The 22973-nt window shown below is 61.9% G+C and carries 22 protein-coding genes and 1 tRNA gene; 17 read left to right on the forward strand and 6 right to left on the reverse strand.

Features of this window, described 5'->3' with window-relative positions; all coding sequences use genetic code 11:
* Positions 1–29 precede the first annotated feature (29 nt).
* The 12 genes from A9X00_RS02345 to A9X00_RS02400 all read left to right on the forward strand — a co-directional run bounded on the left by A9X00_RS02345 (position 30) and on the right by A9X00_RS02400 (position 11999).
* Positions 30–1253 (forward strand): CaiB/BaiF CoA-transferase family protein, encoded by a 1224-nt coding sequence (locus A9X00_RS02345; RefSeq protein WP_067148644.1) that lies wholly within the window; start codon positions 30–32, stop codon positions 1251–1253.
* Positions 1250–1669 (forward strand): nuclear transport factor 2 family protein, encoded by a 420-nt coding sequence (locus tag A9X00_RS02350; protein ID WP_067148647.1) that lies wholly within the window; start codon positions 1250–1252, stop codon positions 1667–1669. The genes A9X00_RS02345 and A9X00_RS02350 overlap by 4 nt, the downstream gene beginning before the upstream one ends.
* A 56-nt stretch (positions 1670–1725) precedes the next feature.
* Positions 1726–2454: a TetR/AcrR family transcriptional regulator gene (locus tag A9X00_RS02355; RefSeq protein ID WP_082974650.1), complete on the forward strand. Its 729-nt coding sequence runs from the start codon at positions 1726–1728 to the stop codon at positions 2452–2454.
* 193 nt (positions 2455–2647) lie between these two features.
* Positions 2648–3751 carry an amidohydrolase family protein gene (locus tag A9X00_RS02360; protein ID WP_067148652.1) on the forward strand — a complete coding sequence of 368 codons (1104 nt, stop codon included), beginning with the start codon at positions 2648–2650 and terminating at the stop codon, positions 3749–3751.
* Complete coding sequence (locus A9X00_RS02365) at positions 3729–4778, forward strand: acyl-CoA dehydrogenase (protein ID WP_067148655.1); 1050 nt, start codon at positions 3729–3731, stop codon at positions 4776–4778. Before A9X00_RS02360 ends, A9X00_RS02365 begins: the two co-directional genes overlap by 23 nt.
* Complete coding sequence (locus tag A9X00_RS02370; protein WP_067148657.1) at positions 4775–5950, forward strand: acyl-CoA dehydrogenase family protein; 1176 nt, start codon at positions 4775–4777, stop codon at positions 5948–5950. Before A9X00_RS02365 ends, A9X00_RS02370 begins: the two co-directional genes overlap by 4 nt.
* On the forward strand, positions 5947–7179 hold the full coding sequence (locus A9X00_RS02375; RefSeq protein ID WP_082974652.1) for a cytochrome P450: 1233 nt from the start codon (positions 5947–5949) through the stop codon (positions 7177–7179). The genes A9X00_RS02370 and A9X00_RS02375 overlap by 4 nt, the downstream gene beginning before the upstream one ends.
* 1 nt (position 7180) lies before the next feature.
* A complete protein-coding gene (locus A9X00_RS02380; protein WP_067148660.1) occupies positions 7181–7372 on the forward strand; it encodes a ferredoxin in 192 nt (63 codons plus the stop codon).
* Positions 7373–7395: 23 nt separating this feature from the next.
* Entirely contained in the window at positions 7396–8220 is an 825-nt protein-coding gene (locus tag A9X00_RS02385; protein ID WP_067148663.1) for an NAD(P)-dependent oxidoreductase, read from the forward strand.
* A 118-nt stretch (positions 8221–8338) separates the two neighbouring features.
* Positions 8339–9787 carry an aldehyde dehydrogenase family protein gene (locus A9X00_RS02390; RefSeq protein WP_082974653.1) on the forward strand — a complete coding sequence of 483 codons (1449 nt, stop codon included), beginning with the start codon at positions 8339–8341 and terminating at the stop codon, positions 9785–9787.
* Positions 9784–10575, forward strand: a complete 792-nt coding sequence (locus tag A9X00_RS02395; protein ID WP_067148669.1) for a crotonase/enoyl-CoA hydratase family protein — start codon at positions 9784–9786, stop codon at positions 10573–10575. Before A9X00_RS02390 ends, A9X00_RS02395 begins: the two co-directional genes overlap by 4 nt.
* A gap of 221 nt (positions 10576–10796) precedes the next feature.
* Positions 10797–11999, forward strand: a complete 1203-nt coding sequence (locus A9X00_RS02400; RefSeq protein ID WP_067148672.1) for a cytochrome P450 — start codon at positions 10797–10799, stop codon at positions 11997–11999.
* Between the two features lie 6 nt (positions 12000–12005).
* On the opposite strand, the gene A9X00_RS02405 is transcribed toward A9X00_RS02400, so the two are convergent.
* On the reverse strand, positions 12006–12965 hold the full coding sequence (locus A9X00_RS02405; protein WP_197515023.1) for a dihydrodipicolinate synthase family protein: 960 nt from the start codon (positions 12963–12965) through the stop codon (positions 12006–12008).
* Positions 12966–13219: 254 nt separating this feature from the next.
* Between A9X00_RS02405 and A9X00_RS02410 the strand changes: the two genes are divergently transcribed.
* Positions 13220–14368, forward strand: coding sequence for an acyl-CoA dehydrogenase family protein (locus tag A9X00_RS02410; protein ID WP_067148677.1), 1149 nt, complete (start codon positions 13220–13222; stop codon positions 14366–14368).
* 174 nt (positions 14369–14542) lie between these two features.
* Complete coding sequence (locus A9X00_RS02415) at positions 14543–15517, forward strand: hypothetical protein (protein WP_156771897.1); 975 nt, start codon at positions 14543–14545, stop codon at positions 15515–15517.
* 305 nt (positions 15518–15822) lie between these two features.
* On the opposite strand, the gene A9X00_RS29515 is transcribed toward A9X00_RS02415, so the two are convergent.
* Positions 15823–17241 (reverse strand): protein kinase, encoded by a 1419-nt coding sequence (locus A9X00_RS29515; protein ID WP_197515024.1) that lies wholly within the window; start codon positions 17239–17241, stop codon positions 15823–15825.
* Positions 17242–18008: 767 nt separating this feature from the next.
* Between A9X00_RS29515 and A9X00_RS30460 the strand changes: the two genes are divergently transcribed.
* Positions 18009–18785: a hypothetical protein gene (locus tag A9X00_RS30460; protein ID WP_156771898.1), complete on the forward strand. Its 777-nt coding sequence runs from the start codon at positions 18009–18011 to the stop codon at positions 18783–18785.
* A gap of 5 nt (positions 18786–18790) precedes the next feature.
* On the opposite strand, the gene A9X00_RS30465 is transcribed toward A9X00_RS30460, so the two are convergent.
* The 4 genes from A9X00_RS30465 to A9X00_RS02425 form a co-directional block, all read right to left on the reverse strand.
* A complete protein-coding gene (locus A9X00_RS30465; RefSeq protein WP_156771899.1) occupies positions 18791–19282 on the reverse strand; it encodes a hypothetical protein in 492 nt (163 codons plus the stop codon).
* Complete coding sequence (locus A9X00_RS30470; RefSeq protein ID WP_156771900.1) at positions 19279–19950, reverse strand: hypothetical protein; 672 nt, start codon at positions 19948–19950, stop codon at positions 19279–19281. The genes A9X00_RS30465 and A9X00_RS30470 overlap by 4 nt, the downstream gene beginning before the upstream one ends.
* A 204-nt stretch (positions 19951–20154) precedes the next feature.
* Positions 20155–20227: transfer RNA gene (locus tag A9X00_RS02420), tRNA-Arg, on the reverse strand.
* Positions 20228–20299: 72 nt separating this feature from the next.
* On the reverse strand, positions 20300–21268 hold the full coding sequence (locus A9X00_RS02425) for a GlxA family transcriptional regulator (protein ID WP_067148682.1): 969 nt from the start codon (positions 21266–21268) through the stop codon (positions 20300–20302).
* Positions 21269–21374: 106 nt separating this feature from the next.
* Here A9X00_RS02425 and A9X00_RS02430 point away from each other — a divergent pair, with 106 nt between their 5' ends.
* Together A9X00_RS02430 and A9X00_RS02435 are read left to right on the forward strand one after the other, a co-directional pair.
* The gene (locus tag A9X00_RS02430; RefSeq protein ID WP_156771901.1) at positions 21375–21818 is read left to right on the forward strand and encodes a hypothetical protein; all 444 of its coding nucleotides are present in this window, start codon (positions 21375–21377) and stop codon (positions 21816–21818) included.
* A 35-nt stretch (positions 21819–21853) separates the two neighbouring features.
* The gene (locus tag A9X00_RS02435) at positions 21854–22960 is read left to right on the forward strand and encodes an alanine racemase (protein ID WP_197515025.1); all 1107 of its coding nucleotides are present in this window, start codon (positions 21854–21856) and stop codon (positions 22958–22960) included.
* Positions 22961–22973 lie beyond the last annotated feature (13 nt).

A 22973-nucleotide genomic window follows, 5' to 3' on the forward strand; every position in this document is an offset into this window, starting at 1 on the left:
CTCGCAAACGCGTGTAGGAGGTATCTGTCGTGACCGCGGTGATGCAGGGTGTTCGCGTCCTGGAGGTAGCTGAGCACACGTTTGTGCCTGCGGCGTCGGCGGTGCTTTCGGATTGGGGAGCCGACGTCATCAAGATTGAGCCGGTCGAGCGCGGAGACGCGATGCGCGGAATCATGTCATCCGGTCTGTCACATCTCGACGGAGGCAATTGGCATCCGCTGCTGCAACATTCCAACCGCGGCAAACGCAGCATCGGACTTGATCTCAGCTCGCCGGAGGGAATCGACATCCTGTACCGGATCGCTGCGACCGCCGATGTGTTCTTGACCAACAAGTTGCCCGCGGTACGCGCCAAGCTGCGCATCGATGTCGAGGACATTCGCAACGTCAACCCCAACATCGTGTATGTGCGCGGGACTGGCTACGGATCGCGTGGGCCCGATGCGGACAGGGGAGGCTACGACACTCTGGGTTACTGGTGCCGTAGTGGTGCAGCCTACGGCGCGAAACCTGTTGAGATAGACGGGATGACAGGCCAGCCTGCCCCGGCGTACGGGGACTCTATTGGAGCGATGACGATTGCAGGCGGCATCTCGGCGGCGTTGTTCCATCGCGAACGTACTGGAGAAGCCGCCCTGGTTGACGTGTCTTTGCTAGCGACGGGGATGTGGGCCATGGGCGCCGGTATCGCGCTTTCACACGAGGTGAACCATCCATGGGGCCAAATGCCGGTCGGCACGAACGTGGGCAATCCGCTGACTCGGTACTTCCGAACGAGCGACGGGCACTGGCTGCAGTTGTCCTGCTTGCAGGGATTTCATTATTGGGCCGAGACCTGCCGCGTGACGGGCCTCGACCACCTCGTCGGTGACGAACGCTTCGCCGACGCAGAATCGTTCTTCGCCAACAGCGATGCGGCGGTTGCCCTCCTCGACGAACGTTTCGCGAGTGAGACGATGGCCGAGTGGAAGGTTCGGCTGGCCGATTTCAAGGGGCAGTGGGCGCCCGTGCAGAACGCCCTCGAGGTGATGGACGATCCGCAGGTTGCCGCGAACGGTTACATCGTGGAGGCGGCGGCCGTCAACGGCGACAAACACCCGCTGGTCGCCACGCCGGTCCAGTTCGACGATGAGCCGTCACCAACACGTCGCGCGCCGGACTTCAACGAACATGGCGACGCCATCCTGACGGGCGATTTGGGCATCGACTGGGACACCGTCATCGACCTGAAGGTGAAAGGGGTCGTCGCGTGAGCAATCGGGACGATCCATTCGTCGAAGCTTTGCGCGTGCGCGCAGTGCTGGAACGCTACTGCGTGCTGCTCGACTCGGGTGCCGTCGACGATCTCCTCGGGCTGTTCGACGACAGTTGTGTATTCACCATGATGGACCGCACTTACGAGGGAAAATCAGAGTTCGCCGGCGTGTGGTCAGGTGCGCAACCCGTGGAGCGCCCAACCACACTTCACGCGCTAGTCAATCCCGATATTCAAGTCGACGGCGCGCGTGCAACGGCTCGGAGCAACTTCGTGCTGGTCAAACGCGGCTCGGACGGGGACACCCAGATCGCATTCGCCGGCTGCTACATCGATGAGTTGCGGCGCGGAAGCGGCGGTGCCTGGCGATTCACCCGGCGACGTGTGGAGACCTTGGCGCGGTCCGCGGCCTGAGTGTTTCAGCAGCTGAGAACACTGTTCTCTAGATTCGCTGATTATGTTCCTCTACAGTGAAACGCCATGGTGGTTCGGAGCCCAGCAACGTGACCGCCCGGCGTCAAGCCTCCGCGCCATCGCGGGCGACGAAGGCGGTGCGGCCGCGATGGCGTTCTCGCACCGCTGAACGCGCGACCCGCGATGTGCGCAAACGAGCCGAATTGCGCAGTGACCGATTCCTGGCGATCGCACTGGAGCTGCTTGGCGAGGGCGGAGCCGACAACTTGTCAGTCCGCAAAGTGGTCGAAATGTCCGGAATGTCCCTGCGTTCGTTCTACCAACTTTTCGGTGGTAAGGACGACCTGTTCCTGGCGATCTACGAAGAGGCGATACTCGGCGGGCTGGACCGGCAGATGGCGGCGGTGGCCGAAGCCGGCCCCGACCCGTTCGATCGGCTCAGAGCTTTCTTCGAGTCCGAGTGGTTTGAGACCGAACAGTCGTCGCCGAAATTGCGTCGCTCGCTGGTGATTTACCATCAACGGCTGATGGAGACCCGGCCCGCAGAGCTCGCCGCGGTGCTCGAACCGCAGCACAAGGCGCTTACCGAACTTGTTGCCGAATGTCGCGCTGCAGGGGCCGGCACGCTCGGTCTAGACGATTCGACGACTGCCGCGATCCTGATGCAGTTGGTCATCACCACGCTGCAAAACCGTGTCCTGGACTTTGGGATTCAGGACCAGAGAGTAGGCGTTGACCAGGTGATGGCCCTCCTCAAGCCGATTTTCGGCGGCGAAGGAGCCTAGGTGCTCCGAGGGCTCCGGACGGGGTCCACGAGGGCCCAGTAGCCGATCGCCCGGCGACAAATATGGTGTTGCCATTTTGTCATGATCTCGACTAACTTTGTGAGAACACCGTTCTTCTCTCATGCATACGGTGAATCAAGAACGCCTCGCGATGCGCCCGGCGAGGCGCCGCAGCACAAGATCGGAGCCACACATGGCCAGCACCGCAGAGCTGCCAAAGATCTCGGCCGACGCGCACGTCGACGAGCCGCACGACCTCTGGTATGAGCGGCTCGATCCAGATCTCCGCGAGTACGCGCCGCGTCGGATTACCGCGTCTGGTGACGGTGGCTGGAGCTTGGTCGTGAATGGCAACCCCATCGGGTGGAGCGAACTGAGTGCCGACGAAGCGGCCGCTCAGGAAGCTGAGCGGGTCGCCGCGGCCGCAGTCGACGTACGACTCGAGATGATGCGTACCGACCACATCAACGGCGAGATCGTCTTTCCGACCATCGGTCTTTATGCGTGGGATATTGCCAACCCTATGGTCGGACAGGCGGTCTGCCGGGTTTACAACGACTGGATCCGCGAGAGGATCGGCGGGCACAGCCGCATCAAGCTCGCGATGATGATTCCCACCTGGGACGCCAACATGGCGATCGCCGAAGTGGAGCGTGTCGCCGGAGACGAGTCGGTCGGCGGCGTGCTGCTTCCGCTCGTGGGCAAACCTGAGTGGAACGCCAGGGAATGGGAGCCCCTGTGGACAGCAATCGCGGGTAGCGGCAAGCCGGCGGTCATGCACCAGGGCAGTGGACATGACATGATCTTTTACCGCGGCTGGGGCAGTGGCACGGCGAATCTTCTTGCCACACAGTCGATGGCGCCGCGGGCGGCGGCACTGTTGAGCTGCAGTGGCATCCTGGAGCGACACCCCGACCTGCACGCGGTGTTTGTGGAGTGCAACGGCGGCTGGATCGCGTGGGCAATGCAAACCCTCGATTACTACTACGAAGCGCACCGTGAAATCGGTTGGACCAAACCAATATTGGAGCACCTGCCTAGTCACTACATTCGCCATCAGATCCACTCGACGTTCCAAGACGACCCGGTCGCAGTCGCCAATATCCCCGAGACGGGAGCGCAATGCCTGTTGTGGGGTAACGACTTCCCGCACCCCGAAAGTACCTACCCCAATTCCGCAAAGATCCTGGACCGGATGTTCGAGGGAGTCGACCTCGACAGTACCCGCGCCATCGTGGGCGGGAACGCCCACCGTCTCTTTGGATTCACCGACGATGTCCTGGAAAGCGCGCCCTGAGGTGAACGCTGTCTGGCAGCTTCGCCGGGAGGATTACACACTTAGCGGCGAGCAGCAGGAGCTGCGCAACTCCTTCCGTGCGTTATTCGAGAAATCCGTTGGCGCTGACCGGGTGCGGGCGGCAGAACCGCTGGGATTCGACTCTGCGTTGTGGCAGGAAACGGGCCCGCAGTTGATTTCTATGGCACTGTCAGAGTCGGCGGGCGGGGACGGTGCCGGGCTGGTCGACCTCGCCCTGGTGGTCGAGGAAGCCGGGCGGGCTGCCGCGCCGGTTCCGACGGTCGAAGCGATAGTCGGCGCGCGGGCTTTGGAGCGAATGGGCGCGACCGGAGAGCTCTTCGACATGGTCAAAGCCGCGAAGACAATCGCGACGATCTCTCCCGCCATCGCCAAATCCGACCGCCGGCTGGTACCGGCGGGGGCTGTCGCGGAGGCGGTCGTCGCCGTGCGAGGCGACGATGTCGTCGTCAAGACCGGGCCGACCGCCGCGCTCGTTCCAAACCTTGGCTGTGCACCGCTGGGATGGTGGGATATCGCAGGCGGCAACATAATCGGATCCAGGAGCGACTTCGACGGCATAGCCGTTGAGTGGCAGATCTTGAACGCGGCGGCACTGGTCGGACTTGGACAGGCCGCGGTTGATATCGGCGTGCGGTACGCCAAGGAGCGGACCGCTTTCGGCAGCCCGATCGGTGCCTTTCAGGCGATCGCGCACCCGTTGGTCGATGCCGCGGCAGCGGTCGAAGGAGCCCGCCGATTGATGTGGCGCGCGGCATGGTTCGTCGACAACGAGCCGGATGCAATGGGTGTCCTAGGTGTTGGCGCATTGGTATCAGCCGCGAGCGCGGCTGAGAAAGCCGGAGCGGTGGCCATCCACACGCAGGGCGGCTTCGGTGTGACGCTGGAATCGGACGCTCAACTCTATTACCGGCGCGCCAAGAGCTGGGCGTTGATGGCGGCTGACCGCCGTGTCTTGCTCCACGATGCGGCAGATGCCGTCTTGGGCCCAACGGAGGGGCTGCGATGAACTTCGGTCTGGTCGACCTCGACGACGACACCCGGCAATTCTGGGCGGATGTCAAAGACTTTCTGGCCGAACATGTTACCGAGGATGTGCTGGCCGTCGAACGGGCCACCGGTAGTGGGTTCAGCGAATCTCTGCACCTGGCGCTCGGTGAGCGCGGTTGGGTCGCGCCTCGCTGGCCGATCGAAGAAGGAGGTGCGGGTCTTGCCGGCATCAGGGCTCGTATCATCGGCGAGGAGCTGTTGCGCAGCGGCGCACCCTATGTTCTTGCATCGACAACGCTATTGCCACCCATCGCCATCCGCATGTTCGGCTCCAAAGAATTGCAGGACGATATCCTGCCCAAGGTCGCGAACGGTACCGTCCGAATTTGCCTGGGATATACCGAACCTGACTGTGGGTCAGATCTTGCGGCTGTGCGCACCCGAGCGGTGAAAGACGGCGACGACTGGGTCATCAACGGGCAGAAGATGTTCACCACGGGCGCTCAACACAGTCAGTATTGCTTTCTGTTGACGCGCACGGACCCGACGGCTGCGACCCACAAGGGTCTCACGGTGTTCCTTCTGCCGCTCGATACACCGGGTGTCGAGATCCGTCCGATCGGCACCCTCGGCGGGGAGCGGACCAACTTCGTCTATCTAGACGATGTCCGTATCGACGACCGCTGGCGGCTCGGTGCGGTCAACAGCGGGTGGTCGGTCGTCGCCGCGCCGCTGACCGCTGAACACTCGATGGGCGGCGGCGACTCCGACGAGCTGACTTCGCCATATCTGATCGCGTGCGAAAACCTGCTGCAGGCCGCCGTCGTGTGGGCAACGGAGACTATCGGCGACGATGGATATCCGATGTCGACGCAGCCGGCGGTGCGAGAAGCAATCGCTGAGGTCGCCATCGCGATCGAACTTGCCAGGTCTACTCCCGGACCAATGGGCCGCATTGTCTGTTCGGACACGTTGAGTAACAGCGCATCCCATCTGTTGGATCTCGTCGGGCCCGTCGGCCAGCTGGCCCGTGGTGCCGACGGGGCTGTCATCGACGGGGCATTCGAGGACGGATTCCGGTTCGCGCCGGGGACTGCAATCTACGGCGGCTCCACGGACATCGCTCGAAACGTTATCGCCGAACGCATTCTTGGCCTTCCCCGAAGCACCCCACGAAGGAGCGCCACATGAGCAATACAGCGAGCAGCGTGGGCGGCGACGCCGACCGGATCATTGACACCCAGGCCGCCGAAACTATGGGCGCCGACCTAGCAGCAGCCCTGGCAGTAGCCGAGCCGCAAGCGGTGTATTCGGCGATCACTGCAAGCCCGATGCTCTCGCTCCCCGGCGGCATGTTCGTGGTCGGAGCGGCTTCGAGTGTCGATGCCTTAACACGTAACCATCACGTGCGCGGGTCGGGCGCAATCGGTAACACGGGGGGTGCCGAACGCCCGCTGATCCCCCTCGACATCGACCGACCGGAACACACCAAGTACCGCAAACTTCTGGATCCGATCTTCGCGGCGAAAGCCATCGCACACCTGGAATCCGATGTACGGGAGTTAGCCGACGAGCTCATCGACACATTCATCGAACGTGGGCATGCTGACATCTACGACGAGTTCTGCGCCATCCTGCCCTCGACCATCTTTTTGCGATTGATGGGAATTCCCGCCAGCGACTTGAACTACTTTCTGGACTTCAAGAACGACCTCCTTCGCGACTTCCCGGGGGAGACCGCCCGGGCGCGCGAGGAACGCATGAAAGCGGCGGCCAAGCGCTGCTACAGCTACTTCGATGCCGTCCTTGATGACCGAGAGGCCAACGGGATCGCACGCGAGGACTTACTCGGAAGATTCCTTAGCGCCGAGGTCGACGGGCACCGCCTCACCCGCGAGAACATCCTGGACATCTGCTACCTGCTGATGATCGCCGGGCTCGACACCGTCGCAGCGTCGCTGTCGTGCATCATCGCGTGGCTGGCTCGCCATCCCGAGGAACGCAGGCGGGTCGTGGCCGATCCAGCGATGTGGCCCGATGCCATCGAGGAGCTTATGCGCTGGGAGACACCGGTTCCGGGAGGGACCCGCACCCCCACCGAAGAAATGCGGATCGGCGGCGAGATCGTGCCGGCAGGCACCCATGTTTCAGTGCTCTGGGCAGCAGCCAATCTCGACCCGGAGAAGTTCAACGATCCATTGACTGTCGACCTGACCCGTCGCCCCAACGCGCATTACTCTTTTGCTGCCGGATTCCACCGTTGTCTCGGAAGCCATTTGGCGCGGATGGAACTGCGGGCAGCACTCGATCAGTTTCACAAGCGGATTCCTGAGTACCGCATCCCGGATGGTATCGAATTGACCTACGAGGCGCTTCCGGTGCGCCTTGCGCGTCCTCTACCACTGATGTGGAGCGTGTGAAGTGAAGCTGACACTCGACAGCGAAGCCTGCATGGGTCACGGGCGCTGCTACAGCATCGCGCCCGAACTGTTTGACGCCGACGACGAAGGCCACAGTGTGCTGTTGTGTCCCGAGGTGCCACCCGGTCAGGAGAAGCAAGCCCGAGATGCCGAACAAAGCTGCCCAGAAAACGCGATCGCACTCGAGGAATGACTTGTCGGAAAATGAGTGAAGCAATGACCCGAGTGGGTTTCATAGGGCTGGGCGACCAGGGCGGAGGCATGGCCGAGCGTCTGATCGCGTGCGGGTTCGACACCACCCTTTGGGCACGCCGGGAAGCTTCGTTGACGCGCTTTCGCGAGATGGCGTCTTCATTCGCTGACACGCCGGCTGAGTTGGGCGCTGCGAGCGATATTGTCGGCGTATGCGTCGTGGACGACGCCGGCGTTCTGGAGGTCCTGCTCGGAGAATCCGGTGTGCTGTCGGGGATGCAGCCGGGCGGCGTCGTTGCGATTCATTCGACGGTCAGCCTGGACGTTTGTCACAAGATTGCTGAGGCAGCGGCTGAACGAGGGGTCGCAGTCATCGATGCGCCAGTCAGCGGTGGCGGATTCGCCGCCGCCGAAGGCAAGCTCACGGTACTGGTCGGCGGTGCCGAAGCGCCGTACACCAAGGCACTTCCCGCATTGCAAACGTTCGGCGGCAATGTCTTTCACCTTGGACCTTTGGGTAGCGGCTTGATCGCGAAGCTGGTCAACAACACTCTGCATGCTGCTCACTACGCGCTGGCCGAGGACGCAATCAAGGCTGGAAGCGCACTGGGGCTTGACGCGGAAGTTCTGGGGCGTGCGCTGGGTGCCAGCAGCGGCAACAGCTATTCCCTGAGCGCCGCGGTAATGGTCGGTGGTTTCGAGGCCATCGCGCCCATGGTGGGACCGCTGCTGCGCAAAGACGTCACCATCTTCGACGGGCTGACCGCAGAGCAAAGCGTGGACGTTGGATCTTTGGTAACCGTCGCCGAGGAGGCGTTGTCCCGGTTCGGGCAGCCGCGCAAACCGTGACTCGAACGGAACCGTTCGGCCTACATGCTGAGGAGCGATTGTGACGACATCTGATGCCACGAAGCAGAATACGAGCGCCACGCTCAATGCACGGGCCGCTGCTCGCGCGGAGGCCCGCATGTTGATCGGCGGGCGGTTGGTCGATGCCGTCGACGGGCAGCGCTTCGACAACGTGAGTCCGGCCACCGGTCAGGTACTTGGCACTACCGCCGCCGGCACGGTAGCGGACATGGATGCTGCGATCTCGGCTGCGCGCACCGCATTTGACGATTCCGCCTGGTCAACTGATGTGGCGCTGCGCGGTCGCTGCCTGCTGCAGCTGCAAGAGGCGTTGGAAGCCGAACGCGAAGACATCCGCGAAGAACTCGTGGCCGAGGCCGGTGCTCCGATGATGACAACAAACATCGCTCAGCTGGACTGGCCGCTCGCCGACGCGTTGCGGTACCCGGTTGAGCTGCTCGACACATTTCAATGGGAACGCGAGCTGGTCGGCGGGGGCGCGGGCGGCGAGAACAACCACCGTGTGGTGTGGAAAGAGGCGATCGGCGTGGTCGCCGCGATCGCTCCCTGGAACTTCCCGTTTGAGATTGTGTTGAACAAATTGGGTCAAGCCTTGGCGACCGGCAACACCGTCGTGCTCAAGCCCGATCCGCACACCCCCTGGACGTCCACGCGTATCGGCCGTCTGATCGCCGAGAACACCGACATTCCAGCAGGAGTGGTCAACGTCGTGCCGACTCCGGACAACACCGTCGCACAATTTCTGGTCGCCGATCCGCGCGTCGACATGATCTCGTTCACCGGCTCGACAGCGGTGGGTAAATCGATTGCCCGGTCCGCAGCCGATTCGCTCAAGCGCGTATTCCTAGAATTGGGCGGCAAATCCGCGACCGTGGTCCTCGACGATGCGGACCTCGGTCAGGTGATCCCGACGATGTTGCAGGTCTGCCTGCACGCTGGGCAGGGCTGCGGGATCAACACTCGCCTCGTTGTACCGCACGCGTGGCTGGACGAAACCGTCGCTAAGGTGACCGAGCTCTTCAGCTTCATCGCGCCTGGGGACCCCGCCTTGCCGGAGACGTTCTTGGGCCCGGTCATCAACGCCCGCCAACAAGACCGCATTCTGGGCTTCATCGAGCGAGCCCGAGCGTCAGGTGCCGACATCACCGTGGGCGGCACCGCGCCATCGGACTTGCCCGAGGAGCTGGCCGGTGGAAGCTATGTGCTCCCTACGGTGGTTGCGGGGGTGGATAATTCAGCCGAAATCGCGCAGAACGAAGTCTTCGGACCCGTACTCGTGATCCTTGGCTACAAGAATGACGAGGACGCACTCCGTATCGCCAACGGTACCCAGTACGGGCTTTCGGGTACGGTGTGCTCTGCGTCGACCGAACGGGCCTTGGCCTTCGCGCGAAAGGTTCGGGCCGGCACGATGACGGTCAACGGCGGGACCTACTACGGACCCGACGCACCGTTCGGCGGGTACAAGAGCAGTGGGTTAGGTCGCCAGAACGGCATCGAGGGTTTCGAGCAGTATCTGGAGACCAAGGCGGTGGGATACGCGTGACCACCCCACGGTCCACGGATGGCGGGGAGCCAGAACTGATCGTCGAGATCGTGCCGCCCCTGCTGATTCTCAAGATCAACCGGAGCTTTGCCCGCAACGCGATGACAAAGGCCGTCGCTGAAGACATCGCGTCAGCCTTGGACACCCTGGACTCCTCGCCCGACCTCGCGGTCGCGGTAATTACCGGTCTCGGCGGGAATTTCTGTGCCGGAATGGATCTCAAGCGCTTCGCAGCCGGAGAGCTACCAAAGGTGCCCGGCCGCGGCTTCGCCGGCTTTGTCGAGGCGCCGCCACGCAAGCCGATAATCGCGGCAGTGGAAGGTTGGGCACTTGGTGGCGGCTTCGAACTGGTTTTGGCTTGCGACTTAGCGGTTGCGGGACGTTCCGCCAAGTTCGGCCTGCCGGAAGTCAAACGCGGGCTCATTGCGCGGGCCGGCGGCGCGGTGCGTCTGCCGCGCAGAATCCCGCGTGCGGCGGCACTGGAGATCCTGATGACGGGTGAGCCGATATCTGCCGATCAGGCCAGTCGATTCGGGTTGCTGAACCGGGTCGTCGATGATGGTCAGGCACTTCAAGCCGCGATGGGTCTGGCGCGAACCATCGCCGCAAACGCGCCGCTGGCGGTACAGGGAGTCAAGCAACTCGTCAATGAATCGGCGTCGTGGCCCGACGGCGAGATCTTCATTCGCCAGGTCCCGATAACAGATTCGGTTTTCAATTCTCAGGATGCCGAGGAGGGTCGAAAAGCATTCGCCGAGAAGCGGTTACCGTTGTGGCAAGGCAGATAGGCAGTCGTGGCGGTGAACTAGATTGTCAAATTGTTGACTTATATCCGGCGAACTGTGAAGATGTTCAGCGAGGACGTGCTTTTCGCTATGGCGTGGGCGGCTAAGCCTACGATGGCCAGCGCCGCTGGGGGCTTGTCCTGCGATGCGCTGGTCTCGCGTCGCGTGGGCCGCTCATCTGCGGAGGTGCAACCACGACCGATCCCCAGAAAGGGCGACACCTGATGGGTGCGAGCATTACCAGTGAGATCTTCTACGATCCGTATGACGTCGAACTCAACGAAGACCCGTACCCGTTGTTTCGGCGCCTCCGGGAGGAAGCCCCGCTGTCATTCAATGAGCAGCACGACTTTTACGCCCTAAGTAGATACGCCGACGCTCAACACGCTCTCCACGATCACCAGAACCTCAGCTCTGCGCGCGGCAACATCCTCGAGTTGATCAAAGCCAACATGCCGGTTCCGCCCGGCATGTTTTTGATGCAGGATCCACCAACCCATGACATCTACCGAAAGGTTCTGTCGCGGATGTTCACGCCGCGCAAGATGCGCGAGATCGAAGACACCGCTCGCGACTTCTGCGCGCGCAGCCTGGATCCGTTGGTCGGCGCCGGCGAATTTGATTTCGTCACGAACCTCGGCGCGGAGATGCCGATGCGAGTCATCTGCGCGTTGCTCGGCATACCCGACGACATGCAGGAGGCGGTGCGCGAGCTGTCCGACAGTCATGTGAACACCGAAGCCGGCGGCACCATGAAGTCCGCCTCGTCAGGGTACGAGACTGGCGAACTGTTTGCCGAATACGTCGATTGGCGAGCCAAGAATCCGTCGACCGACATCGTCACCGAGATGCTCGCAACCGAGATCGTCGACGTGAACGGCGACGTGCGACTGCTCACCAGGGAGGAGGCCCTCGTATGCATCGTGCAAGTGGCTTTCGCGGGCGCCGAGACGACCACTCGCCTGATCGGGTGGGCTGGAAAGGTTTTGGCCGAGCATCCCGAGCAACGCCAAGAGCTCGTCGCCGACCGCAGTCTCATTCCCAACACCGTCGAAGAGCTGATGCGGTTTGAATCGCCCGCCCCCCACATCGCGCGGTATGTGGCCAAGGATGTCGAGTACTGCGGACAAACTATTCCCGCCGGCAACAACCTGCTGTTGATCGTGGGCGCCGCGAATCGCGATCACCGTCAGTTCCCACCTGATGGCGACGTCTTCGACATCCACCGAAAGGCCGTGGCCCACCTAGGCTTCGGGGTTGGTGTGCACTATTGCTTGGGGGCGTCTATGGCGCGCATGGAGGGAAGAGTGGCGATCGACGAGATTTTGAACCGGTTCCCCGAGTGGGACATCGACATGACCCGGGCCCGGATGGTCACGACGTCGACGGTGCGCGGCTGGGATACATTGCCGGCCATCGTGTCCTGAGCATCGTCAGATCTGGACAGGTTGCAGTTTGAACTCGGCGATGATCTCGTCGGCGATCCGGAATTCGGCATCGCCGGCTGCGCGTCTCGGGGGTCGCGTCGTCCCAACCGGTAGGCCGAGTCGAACGAGTATGGCCTTGAGGATGATCAGGCCGCCGGCGCCCAACACGCGTTGGAACAATCGAAGGGTACTGCGATACGTTTGCGCGAGCAGGGGCAGGTCGCCGGCGGCCCACGCGGCCATGAAGGCGGTGTAGAGCTCGGGGGCGATGTTCACGTCCATTGAGCTGGTGAAGCCTTTAGCCCCAAGGGCACAGGAGTCAATGGCGCGCAAGGGAGATCCGGTCCACACCGGGAAACGATCGCCCACCGCTTCCAGCAGCCGCGGGAGATACACGTTGTTCTGCAGATGGGTGGCGGTCAGCCCGACGACCCGGTCGCCGTGGTCGGCGGCAATGGCGGCGAGCGTTTCCGGCGCGATTTCGTATCCAGCGGACACATGCGATGTGAGGATGACTGGGACTTGAGTGGCGGACAAGACGGTGTCGTAGAACGATCGCAATTCGTCTTCCGTCGGCACATAGCTATGTCCAGGTTCCAGGGGCCCCACTTGCACCGCTGTGACGCCGACGTCGGACATCCGCTTGCAGAAATGGATTGCTTGATGAGCAGATCGCGGTTCGGTACCCATCGCGTAAACCGATGCCTGCGAGCCGACTTGGTTTACGGTCAGTTGCGCGAGGCGGTCTACCTCGGCGATGGACAGCACGTTTCCCTCGGCTGTGCCGCTGCTGACGATCCAGAGATCCAGTCCGGCCGCCGCCAACCGACGGACCTGTGCGCTATACACCTCCTCATTGATGTTGTTTCGCTCGTCGAAGGGCGTTAACAGGGACGCGCCGAGCCGGAGCTCACGGTGCGGTTGCGGCAAGCGGGTGTGTGGTAATGCGCTCTTGCCTGCGGTCATCGCCGCACCGTACAGGCCCCAATGGGTAATGATCAAGACTTTGACCGAAGCCGCCGACGCGCGACGACGCGTGTGCTTGACGGCGGTGCGCCTAATAGTCAAAGATATGACTAATGGATGTCCACGCGGTGACTTATGTAACCGGTTGCTCGGGTTGGACTCGTAATGCTGCGGGTTCAAACCACTGACGCGAAGCCGGCCGCACCGCAACGCCGGCCTGATTCGACCGTCGTGCATCCCTGAGAGGAGGCGCCTTGCGGCGCGATCTGTTCACCGACGACCACGAGGCACTTCGCTCGCTCCTGCGCGGCTTCGTCGAGAAGGAAGTGGTGCCAGAGTATCCCGGATGGGAAAAGGCTGGGCGGATGCCCCGCGGGGTGTTCAAAAGGCTAGGGTCCCTCGGCGTGCTGGGGATGGCTATTCCCGAGGAGTATGGCGGCGGTGGAATACCGGACTACCGCTACAACGTGATCATGCAGGAGGAGGCATCGCGGGCATTCGTGACGTTTTCGACGGTGCGAACGCAGCTCGACGTGATCCTGCCGTACTTCTTGAACTGCGCCAACGAGGAACAGCGAGCACGCTGGTTTCCCGGGTTGGCCGACGGCAGCCTACTTACCGCCATCGCGATGACCGAGCCGGGCACTGGTTCAGATCTCGCCGGCATGCGCACGAGCGCCGTACGTGACGGTGACGAGTGGATCATCAACGGCGCCAAGACATTCATCACCGGTGGGATGCAGGCTGACCTGGTGATTGTGGTGGCGCGAACATCGACTGATCCTGGCAACCGTCGCAAGGGTTTGACGCTGTTCGTCGTCGAGGATGGAATGCCCGGATTCACCCGTGGTCGAGAGCTGGAGAAGATGGGATGCAAGGTGCAGGACACCGCGGAGCTGTCATTCGTGGATGTTCGGGTGCCGGCCCAGAACGTGCTGGGCGAGGTAGACGAGGCGTTCGTCTACCTGGGTATGAACTTGCCCCAAGAGCGGCTAACCATCGCGGTCGGAGCGGTCGCACAGGCTCGGTCAGCGATCGCCGCGGCTATCGAGTACACCCAGAGCCGCAAAGTGTTCGGGACGACGGTGGCGTCGTTTCAAAACACCAAATTCGAACTGGCGGCGTGCTCGACTGAGGTAGAAGCAGCGCAGGCAATGGTCGACCGCGCCACCGTACTGCACGTTGAAGATGCGTTGACGCCGGACGACGCTGCACGTGTCAAGCTGTTTTGCACCGAAATGCAACAGCGAGTCGTGGATCGTTGCCTACAGCTGTTCGGCGGTTACGGATACATGATGGAGTATCCAATCGCGCGGCTGTACAACGATGCTCGGGTGACCCGTATCTATGCGGGCACCAGCGAGGTGATGAAGGTGATCATCGCGAAGTCACTAGGCCTCTGAGGCACGTTGACGACGCCACCGGGCGCGGAGCCGCAAGACGGCGTCAACTGCCGTAGTAGCGAGTCTTGATTTACCATCCGCGCGGCGAAGGTCGCCGATCTTTGCCAATATTGGGTTGTGAATGAGAGGGTCTACGTCCTTGGGGCCGGATTCAGTTGCGCTCTCAGTAGCGCCATGCCGAGCATGAAGGACCTATCTGAAGCAGTGCGCAGTGACTTGACAACGCCGGGCCGCCCTGCAATTCCGGGCGACGGTACGCCAGTTGCCAACGACTTCGAGCAATGGCTGAGCTATCTCGTCGAGGCCCCACCGTGGCTATCGGAAGCTGAACGAGCGCGCAATCAGGCGGCATTTTTCGACGTATCTGATGCGGTCGCGAGAGTCCTGATGCGGAAACAACTTGATGCCGTAGCGGCGCCGCCGCCCGACTGGTTGGAGCCGTTACTTATCAACTGGCACAACACCGACGCGACGGTAATCACGTTCAACTATGACCTGTTGGTAGAACTGGCTTGGAAGAGGTTCATCGCAGGTGTTCTAGCTTTCGATAGCTGGGACAGCATACTAAGTTTGTATCCGGCCCCCATTACTCCCATCGGGGCCCGCGCCGGCAACGCTCTCGGCGGGGTACGCCCACCAAAAGGGCTTCAGTTGCTCAAGCTGCATGGATCACTGAATTGGTGGTACTCGGGTCCTCGCGCGACACCTGGTGACACGATCTACGGGATGCCGCTTAAGGGCGAGGAATGGAGCCCGAAAGGTTTTGAGTGGATCCCTGACCAAGCGGAACAGCTCGCGGTTGACCTAAAGCCCATGATCGTCCCGCCGACAGCGGTAAAGAGCCCGTACTACATCAACCGGACCCTGCAATCTCTATGGCAGTCTGCCGCAGACGCGATCCGCGAAGCTGAGGAACTGATCGTGGTCGGCTTCAGTTTTCCGCCGACTGACCTTCTGGTCAGTTCCCTGCTCAGCACTAATCTGCCGTCTACGAGTCGCATTACGCCGATAAACCGCACTGACCAGGCGGTTTCGCGGATACGAAGGGTATTCGGCAAGGACGAGAACGATCCCAGCGTGAATGTCAACGACGAGTTCGCTGGCAAGCATACGGACCCGATCGGGGCTTGGGTGGATGCGCTCGCATAGCAAACCGCGTTATTGGCCGTCTGACCGAGACAGGGCACTTCGACCCTGTGCGCAGAGGCGGTAATCTTTGCAGCGCAGCGCATCCTGGCCTAGGAGCCGATCGCGCAGACAGTGCTGGGGCCCCCAGGGCCCGCATCATGGTGCCCGTGGGATCCGGCCAGGCGGCGTGGTGGTGCGCTCGTTCTTCAAGGCCGACGTGGTCTACGAGATCCACAGCGACGACACGGTTTACGTCCACCCCGAGGCGACCGACGCATATCGGCAATAGAGCGCCGTCGAGACCAGGGTTGAACAGGCGTGCGGTGTCAATTCGTGGATTGATGTGGACGCGCAGTGACCCGAAATGCGAGTCCTGGGCCGCTGGCGGAGACGCGCGGTGTCCACTCTCCCCTCCTAGTTCGGTCCGCGAAACGAGCTAGCTGAGGCATGAGTTCGATTGGCGCGGAGATCCACTCAACATCGCTGTTGTCATCGCATACGGCAAGCTTGATCCAGTAAACCTCCTGTGGGTTAAGAATTTGCCCAGGGGCGGAGGGAAAACTGGTCACTTCCAGAGCGTTTCGCGGAGCCGTCAACTGCGCTGTCCATTTCTCTACGACATCTTCAGGGTCGTCCGACGGAACCTCGAATCCCCCCTTGATTAAGCTGATCTCAGCCCGACCCGATCCCGATCGCCGCGCCAGCCGAAGGTCAACCCGGTCAAGTACGACGGGCTCGCTCACGAAGAATGACTCAGCGATATCGTAGTCAGCACTGGGATCTCTATACCCTGTTCTGGCGGACAGGGAACTGCCCTCATGGCAGCTATCGTTCGGCCCAAAATTATCCTTGAGGACTGACAATCCCACCGCTCGGAAAGCATCATGCTCAGACAACTTTGCGAGTGCCCAATCGATGAAGTCGAGCAGCTCGGACGCGCTCCAGCGAGCAGCCGGATATTCGCAAACCGTGTGCTCTATGATGACTGAAAAGTATTGGCGGGCAAACCTATCTGCGAAAACAAACGCCTCTTCTTCGAAGGTCTCACGACCCATCTTTCCTCGGCCAGTCGCCATCCAATGAAGGACCTTGCCAAGGCTGTAGATATCGCTCGGAGGGCCGATGGCCTCTGGATTACCGGCGTCGCATTCCGGCGCAGCGAAGTACCGATTGCCGAACCCTTCCCAGGTGTCGGTCAATCCAACCTCATCGTCGTACATGCAGATGCCGAAGTCGACTAAACATGGTGTGCCGTCATCGCGTACGGTCGCATTATTGGGCTTGATATCCCGGTGCACGACTTCTCTGTCGTTTGCGAACTTCGCAGCTTCGACAAGGCCGCGAAACCGTTGGAGAATCTGTTGCGGCTCAGCCAGATCCGGCAGATTCTCGAGGTTATAACCTGCGAACGGTGTCACGAAGAACGACTCCGCCTCGCTGACGTGCCGCGCGACCAGCGATGGAATGTTCGGTGACAGGTCAAGGCGATCCAGCGCATCAATCTCCCGCTCAAAACGGGCAAGGCGCTTCCGCCGCCTTTCGGGCGGCTCTCCAGCCCGACCGCCTCGAAGGACCTTCAACACGTACTCCGCGTCAGCATCCGTTGCGTTCAAATCACGAACCAGATAGGCGGTACCCTGTGCACCGCCGCCGAGCTGCCGGATGACTTCCCAGCGATCTCCGAATACACGGGCTTTCTCCCGGCGACGTCGGCGGCGGTGTCCGCGTGGACCTTTTCCAGCCATGATCACCAGACTATCGAGCCGACCGCACCGCAAGTAGCACAGCGCACCGAATGCGCCTCTGACGTGCGCCGACCCCCCGCCAGGGAAGGCCCCTCCCACCATCCAGCTCGCACCGGCCAGGACAGCGGATTTTGGTCCGTACGGGTCTGGAGATTTAATTCGGCGTGCGGCGCATCGTAGCGTTCCCAGAAGTACTCCGAGCGCTAGGTCCGCTCTGTTCGTATTTCCAGTGAAAAGTGCTCGCGTCGGCGGAATCTCGCGTCACCGTCAGTAAAAAGTTCTGATCCTCAGGGCGCACTTTCGCAAGCTCAATCGTGGATCCGATAGGATACCCGCCGATTGAATACTGCACGCTGATCGCTTGTTTGGGGCTTGGCCGCTCTACGATCAAGCGCACTATCGGGTTAAGCCGTTGATGCTGAGGGCTCTTCGTGGCAGCATCCGCGTCGCCGTCGATGGTCGCTAGCGCCTGTTGGAGAGCGTCTTCGGCAACGATTCCGGCGCAGTGAATCAGATACTCTCGTCCGACCCCAAAAACCGCATTAGCGCATCCGAGAAATCCGCCCGCAATTGCAACCCCCTGCGATGCCGTCCGACGTTTCGCAGACCACCGCGTAACCCCCGCTGGGGTGATCCTCGACCACCGCAATACACACGCCCTGGCTGACGGGCTGGCGGGGTGGGTCGGAGTCCTGGCTGCTCTGAAATTGTGATTCTCAGCAGGCAATGACGGCCGTTGTCGGTGTGCTGAGCTAGTTTGTCGTGTCATGGCCGGGAACGAAAACGCGCTACTAACGTTGTCAGGATTCTTTCGAGATCACCTTGTCTGGATTCTGGGTTTGATCCCATTCGCGTTCGTCGCGCTTAAACTGTTGTGGGTTTCTCATGGCGACCTTGAGATTATAGCGTTCTTACTGAAAGACTTAGATATCGTCTCGCTAGTCTTAAGCACGATTACACCCTTATTACCCATTGCTGCGGTATGGGCATATCTCTATTGGCTGGACTGGTACGGATTTCTTTCCGTCAATGAACGCGATAACCTACCGAATTGGGCAAGGCCAGATCAGAACGGTCCAGGTGCGAACATACTAGGTGTCGCTCTGCTTATGCCAATATCCCTCATAAGCCTGGCTGTTATCGTGATATTTTACACATGGCACCTTCGTAGCCGTCGCAGAACGTATCGCAAGCGGATGCTGCGATTTGGTGCTGATATACCGGGTCTAGGCGCACCAATACGGTTATCACCGCTGACTTACATATTGAACGTTTTACTATCATCGGTTATGTATGTCGGCGTAAATTGGCTTCCGGCCGAGATCATCACAATTGACAATGCGAAACCGGCCGTTGCGACGGTTTTGTCTTCCGATCGGGACTGGACAACCTATATGCAACCAAATCGCCAACTGAAAATCGTATCTACCAAGGATGTGAAATCACGTCAGCCATGTTCCGGCAAGGCGTCGGTATGGACAGCACCAATATTCTTTGTCATCACACGATCACTCGATGATCCCAACCCGCCGTGCGCCCAGTGACGATTTCATCTAGCGGAAGCTACTTGCTGGCGCGCTACATCGCCGATATTGACCTCCACAACAGTCGGCAGTTCGTTGACTTTCTGCTCAGGACGCTGCGCATTGAGACGCAAAAGTTCTAGAGCCGCTTCTAGTTTCATGCGCGAATCGTCCACCCGGAAAGGGTTGTATAGGTGATCGGCAATGTTAACAGGCCTGCTACGGTACTCGGCGAGCAGTTGCCTGGCCGCATCTTCGTATGTGGAATAACCCAAGACGCGAACGAATGTCGTGGCGCGTGAAAGTTTTTCCTGAACCTCAAATACTTTGACTTTGATCTTCTCTGTAGGGACATACCCGAGTAACTCATCGCTTTCGGGGTCTCTTATTTCCTTACCCTGCGGATCCTCAATTGCAAAGATCATCCCAGATTTAACCCCATGATTGGAGCCACGGTTGATTACTAGATTGAAATTATTCTCGATTGCGGCCACTTTACCGACAATTGGCTCCGTCATGTCGTCTTTCCACCACTTCTTGTGTTGGTCGAAGCATTGCTGTCAGTGGGTTCACCGTCTTCGGCCTGCTGCGGGAGGGTCTCGTTGGGCTTTCCCTGAACGAGTTGCTGCCGAATACCGAAGTCTTTGTCGTCCAAGCTGAACTTTTCCTTTCCACGCTGAACTGCCTCAGCCGAGAAGAGTTCCAAGTTCACAAACGCCATAGATGCCACGCGAATAGTTTGTCTCGCAGCGGTTGCGGCACTCGCTAGGTCTGCGGTTGCAGTCAAGTTGACTTTATATTCGTCCGACTGGGCAACCAAATCATCTGCCTTATCTTTTGCCGCATTAACATGCCGCAAAATCGTTTCAACGCCGTCGATGAGTAACCCTATTGTGTATGTTGAAACCGAGACATCGCGAAAGCGCTTCTCGTACGCATCTTTTCGATAATAAAAATCGGCGATCCAGATTCCCAACCCGGCCGACGCGATAGGAAAGCCGAGTACCTGGGAAAAATGCCCAAATGAGCTGTTGTTGTACCACCAAGTGGCGACACCCGTTACCGTGAATGCTGAAACCGCGATAATTCCAAGGAGACCGCGAGGCCCGAATAGATTCCGCGCAATCGACCCTATCGCCGTCCCGAAATGTGTCAATCGACTCGGGCTTGGCGGGGGTGTTGCCATGAGGGCGAAGTCTAGTCGAGCGTGCTTCGCCCACGCTGCTCAGCGTTGCGCGCACTCGGTCCAGCGCGCCAGGCCACTACGGCGGGGTCATTGGGGTCGTAGCCCTCTGCACAGCGAACGGATTTGGCCGGTGACAGCGGCGAGTTAATACGTAGCGGATAGGTAGGTGTTGCGATTATTCTGCGTTTGTGCTGGTCAGGGCGGTGCCCCCGGCAGGATTCGAACCTGCGGCCTTCTGCTCCGGAGGCAGACGCTCTATCCCCTGAGCTACGGGGGCGCAAAACGATGCTGCGCCATCGGGCCCAGCCAGAGTAACGCATCGACACGACGGTCGTGACCCCGCCAGGGCTCAAGAGGCCCTCGCCTGGGCGCTCGGGCGCAGCGCGCCGGGCGATCGCCCGGTGTGTTTCTTCACCAGCCGGTGCAGGGTCGCCGGGTCGGCCAGCCCCACGGCCGCGGCGATCTCCTCGAGCGGCCTGCGGGTGGTGCGCAGCAGATGCAGCGAGCGCTCGAGGCGAACCCGCTGCACCAGCTGCAACGGGCTGAGTCCCACGGCGTTTCGCGTCCGGCGCGCCAGCGTTCGGGTGCTGAGGCCGCAGAAACGGGCCAGCGAGTCGAGCGTGTGCGCTTCGTCCAACCGCGACCGGACGAAGCGCTCCAGCGTCGCGACCGTCTCGTCGCGCGCCGCCAGGTGCGAGGGAATGAGGAAGCCCGCCTGCGACGTGCGCTGATCGGCCACAAGGCGATTCGCGAGCTCGTCGGTCAGCGCCGCGCCGCCGAGATGACGCATCAGCGCGAGCATCAGGTCAATGTGCGCGAAAGCGCTGCCGGCCGTCCAGATCGGCCCGTCGCGAACCACCATCTCATCGATGACGACCCGGGCCGCCGCGGCGATCGCGGCGAGGTCGGCCCCGAGCCACCACGTCGTGACGCAGCGCCGTTGATCGAGCAGTCCGGCCGCGGCCAGGACGAACACCGCCGTGCACGACGCCGCGATCTGTGTACCACCGGCATTAGCACCCGCCAACCACTCGGCGGCCACACCGACGTCGGCGCCACCGAGCCGCTCGGCGATCTCCTCGGGCTGGGCGGCCCCCAGCCCCGGCACCACGACGACGTCTCGCGCCCCGGCCTGCGCCAGGGGTTGCGCGGCGACGGCCAGGCCGCCGCGCAGGGCGACCTGGCTCTCCGGGGAGACGAACCGCAGGTCGAACGCGGGTTTGCCGAGGATGCGATTCGCCGCGGAGACCACGTCGATCGTCACACCCACCGCGCTGGCGCTGGCCCCGTCGAGCACCAGGACATCGATACCGATCATGTGGCGAATTATGCAAGAAAGCTGTCTGTCCTGCCACTGGATTCTGCGGCGCGGCCGGAGGAGATTACGAGGGCAGGAACCCCTGAAAGGACATGTCATGCCGCTGATGCGCGTAACACTGACGCCGGGCGCCTTCGACGAGGCGGGCAAGGAGCGCCTGGTGACGGGCCTGACCGAGGCGGCGTGCCGCGCCGAATCGGTGCCCGACCAGCCCCAGCACCGGATGCGGGCCCTGGTCCTGCTGCACGAGCTCTCGCCCGGGTGCTTTTACTCCGCCGGCGCCTCGACGGACGCCGCGGTCGCCGGGGTGTTCATCGATTGGCAGGTCAGCACCGGGGTTCTCGACGGCGCCCGCAAGGCGCGCTTCGCGACCGAGATTCAGGAGGTCGCCGAATCGGCGGCTCAAACCAACGGCGACAGGATGGTCGTCACGTCGTGCGTCATCCACGAAGTGCCCGAAGGCCAGTGGGCTCAGAACGGCGCGATCCGCCGGCTCCCGGACATCGTCCCGATTGCGGGGTTCGAGCACCTGACCTCCGTCGCGTCCTGATGCCGATGCGCCCGGCGGAAGCGTTGGCGCAAGCCATGATTGGCGAGCCGAACTCTCGCTTCCGCCTGCCGACCCCGGCTTTGATCCTGGACGAGGCGGCGCTGGAGGCCAACATCGGCCGGATGGCCGATCGCACCCGCGGCAAGGTCGCGCTGCGCCCGCACGCCAAGACGCACAAATGCGCCTGGATTGCCAATAAGCAAATCGCCGCCGGCGCGGTGGGGATCTGCTGCGCCAAAATCGGTGAGGCCGAAGCGCTTTCGGCCGCCGGCGTGCGCGGCATCCTCCTGACGTCACCGGTGGCCGATCCGCTGATGCCGAAGCGGCTGTGCGACGTGGCGGCGCTCGACCCGGGGTTTGCCTGCGTGGTGGATCATCCCGATCCGGTGACCGCGCTCAGCGCGCAAGCGTGTCGCCGCGGCATGCGCGTCGAGGTCCTCGTCGTCGTCGACGTGGGGCTCGGCCGCACCGGGGTCTCAGGTACGGAACAAGCGGTGGCGCTCGCCGACCATATCGATCGGTCCCCGGGGCTGACGCTGGCCGGCGTTCAGGGCTACGGCGGTCATTGGCAGCACATCCCCGGCTTCCAAAACCGTTGCGACGCAGTAAAAATAGGAATGGAAATGCTTTCGGCGGCGGCCGACGCGCTGCGCGCCGCCGGTCACCCGGTCGGCATCGTCACCGGCGGCGGCACCGGAACCGTCGCGGCCGATCTGGACCTGGGCGTCCTCAACGAATTGCAGCCCGGCTCGTACGTCTTCATGGACGCCGAATATTCCGACGCACTGGGCGGCGACGACGACGGGGCCTTCCAAACCAGCCTCTGGGTCTCGAGCCAAGTCGTGAGCGCCAACGCCGACGCGATCGTCACCGTCGACGTCGGCCTGAAGGCGTTCGCGACGGACGGCCCCATGCCCCGCCCGGCCGGCGCGCGGTTCGGCGGCTCGACGTACGCCTTCGTCGGCGAGGAGCACGGGGCACTCACCCGGCCCGCCGGCGCCCCCGTCCGCCTCGGGGAACGCGTGGAGTTCGCCACCCCGCACTGCGACCCCACCGTCGATAGATATGACGCCTATCACGTCGTCCGCGGCGACCGGCTGGTGGACATCGTGCCGATCGAGGCCGCGCGCGCCAGCCGGTAGCGGCCCAGGCCCC

The organism is Mycobacterium sp. 1245805.9, from assembly GCF_001672915.1.
In the GTDB taxonomy this organism is placed as follows: Bacteria; Actinomycetota; Actinomycetes; order Mycobacteriales; family Mycobacteriaceae; genus Mycobacterium.